Origin of the sequence: uncultured Streptococcus sp. (assembly GCF_938036805.1) — a bacterium.
Lineage (GTDB): Bacteria > Bacillota > Bacilli > Lactobacillales > Streptococcaceae > Streptococcus.
Map to the genome: position 1 here is coordinate 1 of NZ_CALHWC010000053.1, position 2,117 is coordinate 2,117.

Genomic DNA, 2,117 nt, shown 5'->3' on the forward strand with positions numbered 1-2,117 from the left:
ATCATTATCAATGTATCTGGTCGTGGAGACAAGGATGTGGCAGCCATTGCCGACTATCTAGAAAAGCGAAAATAATATGCCCAGCAGAAGAGTAGTAACATTCCTTCTTTCAGAGAGTCTGTGGTTGCTGTAAACAGGCAGGAGAAGTTATGAAATGGGCTGTTGGAGTCAACATTTAGTCCTTTAGTTGAACTTTTATTACTTTGTTAGCTTACTTTGCTGTAAACCAGTATGCTGCCTTCTACTAAAAGGGATCTAAATGACTGTAAATAAGTAAATGAGATGTGGAGCCTGAAAACTCCATAACTGAGGTGGCACCGCGATGAAACGCCCTCACAGGATGAACTGTGCGGGCGTTTTTCTGTAGTTTTAGAGCAAGTTATGACAGTGGACAGGTGCTACCTGTTCTTGTGAAAAGCAGTCATGGCTAGCGAATTGCTCCTACCTAAACGCTTCTGATTGAATAGAAAGAAAGATTATGCAAAAGATTTTACCAGCTGATATTTTATCGCCGATTCTAGCTTATATGCGGATTCAGGGCGACCACAAGGTGATTTTGGAGAGTATTCCAAGAGATAGCGAGACAGCCCGCTTTTCTATCCTAGCTTATAATCCAGTCTTTGAAGTTCGCTATGAAAATGGCCAGTTAACAAAGAACGGACAAGTAATTGAGGCAGATCCATTGAACTATCTGCACGAGTTAGCCGTAAAAAAAGATCATCATTCAGACCTGCCTTTTGGTGGCGGAGCTATCGGCTTTGTCGGCTATGATATGATTTCCCTCTATGAGGAGATTGGCCAGATTCCAGCTGATGTGATTGGAACGCCGGATATGCACTTTTTCGTCTATGAGAGTTACATGGTTTTTGACCATAAAAAAGACAAGGTCTATATTGTTGAGGAGGCCCTCTACAGTAATAGAAGTGAAGCTGATTTAGCTGCAAGTCTGGAGCGTATCATGGCTGAGCTGGCGCAGCCTGCGGTAGATGAATTTTCACCGCTGGAACTGTCCAGTTTGAACTTCCAGAGCCATATCGAGCAGACAGCTTTTGAAAAAATGGTGGAAGAAGCGCGCAGCTTGATTCGGCAGGGAGACATGTTCCAATGCGTACTCAGTCAGCGTTTTTCAGCAGAGTATTCTGGTAGGCCGCTGGATTACTATCGCAATTTGCGTGTGACCAATCCTTCCAACTATCTCTACTTTTATGATTTCGGGGATTATCAGATTATCGGAGCCAGCCCGGAAAGTCTGGTATCTGTCAAGCAGGGTCAGGTTACGACCAATCCTATTGCTGGAACCAGACCGCGCGGGAAGGATGAAAGAGAAGATAAAGCCTTGGCGAAGGAGCTGCTGGCTGACGAGAAGGAAGTGGCTGAGCACCGCATGTTAGTTGATTTGGGGCGTAATGATATCGGTAAAATTGCTCAGAATAACAGCGTGGAAGTCACTAAGTACATGGAAGTGGAGTATTTCCGCTATGTCATGCATCTGACCAGCGTGGTTCGTGGTCAGCTTTTACCTCAACTGACGGCTATGGATGCGCTCAAGTCCACCTTGCCAGCCGGTACCGTCTCGGGCGCGCCTAAGATTCGAGCCATGAAGCGAATTTATGAGCTGGAGCAGGAAAAGCGTGGCATTTATGCGGGGGCTATCGGCTATCTATCTGCGACAGGGGATATGGATGTTGCCATTGCTATCCGGACCATGATTTTGAAAAATGGCAGAGCTTACGTTCAAGCTGGAGCTGGTATTGTTTATGACTCGATCCCTGCTAATGAATACCAAGAAACCATCAATAAGGCCAAATCAATGACCAAGACAGGAGAGATGCAATGATTTTATTGATTGATAATTATGATTCTTTTACTTACAATCTAGCCCAGTATATCGGCAATTTCGCAGAAGTCAAGGTCTTACGAAATGATGATGCAGGCCTTTATCAAGCGGCAGAAGAAGCTGATGCCTTGGTTCTTTCTCCGGGTCCAGGCTGGCCGGCAGATGCAGGACGGATGGAAGAGCTTATCCGCGATTTTGCTGGTAAGAAGCCGATTTTGGGGATTTGCTTGGGGCATCAAGCCATTGCAGAAGTATTTGGCGGAAAGCTAGGATTGGCTCC

The 2,117-nt window shown here is 45.6% G+C and carries 1 protein-coding gene and 2 pseudogenes; all 3 read left to right on the forward strand.

Annotation, left to right across the window (positions count from 1 at the left end):
* Window positions 1-75 (forward strand): annotated as a pseudogene (locus Q0191_RS02105) (tryptophan synthase subunit beta); the annotation flags it as partial.
* A gap of 403 nt (window positions 76-478) precedes the next feature.
* The gene (gene trpE / locus Q0191_RS02110; RefSeq protein WP_297663393.1) at window positions 479-1,837 is read left to right on the forward strand and encodes an anthranilate synthase component I; all 1,359 of its coding nucleotides are present in this window, start codon (window positions 479-481) and stop codon (window positions 1,835-1,837) included.
* Window positions 1,834-2,117: pseudogene (locus Q0191_RS02115) on the forward strand (aminodeoxychorismate/anthranilate synthase component II); the annotation flags it as partial. The gene trpE and the pseudogene Q0191_RS02115, both read left to right, overlap by 4 nt.